The sequence below is a fragment of the Priestia sp. SIMBA_032 genome, assembly GCF_046535215.1.
GTDB classification, from domain to species: domain Bacteria; phylum Bacillota; class Bacilli; order Bacillales; family Bacillaceae_H; genus Priestia; species Priestia aryabhattai.
In genome coordinates this window covers 1-335 of record NZ_JAWRXD010000285.1, presented here as the reverse complement: position 1 = coordinate 335, position 335 = coordinate 1, and the positions used below count along the sequence as shown (strand labels likewise).

The window sequence follows — 335 nt, the reverse complement described above, 5'->3', positions numbered from 1 at the left end:
AATCATTTCATCTGGAATTGGCATACCGATAATACCTAACCATAAACAGAAAAATAATGCCCAATAACCGTATTGCTCGATATAGGATAATAATTCATGTAATTCCATTATGCATACGCTCTCCTTAGTTCTTTTTTGCAACTAAAGACGTAGGCTGGCGGGAAATTGAGCCATACTTTTTCTAGTGTAATTTCAGGGAAGAAATGCTGTATAAACCCTTTTTTCACAAGTGAATATTGAAATGTAATGAACTCACCATTCTCATGTATCGCTTCCATCGCATTGCTTAAAATTCGCTTTGAAACTTCTTCTGGTAAAGAAGTGAAAGGCAACCC

General features: G+C 35.8%; 2 pseudogenes. Both read right to left on the bottom strand.

What is annotated here, in order from left to right:
- Positions 1 to 108: pseudogene (locus SB717_RS34405) on the bottom strand (DedA family protein); the annotation flags it as partial.
- Positions 108 to 335 (bottom strand): annotated as a pseudogene (locus SB717_RS34400) (SAM-dependent methyltransferase); the annotation flags it as partial. The pseudogenes SB717_RS34400 and SB717_RS34405, both read right to left, overlap by 1 nt.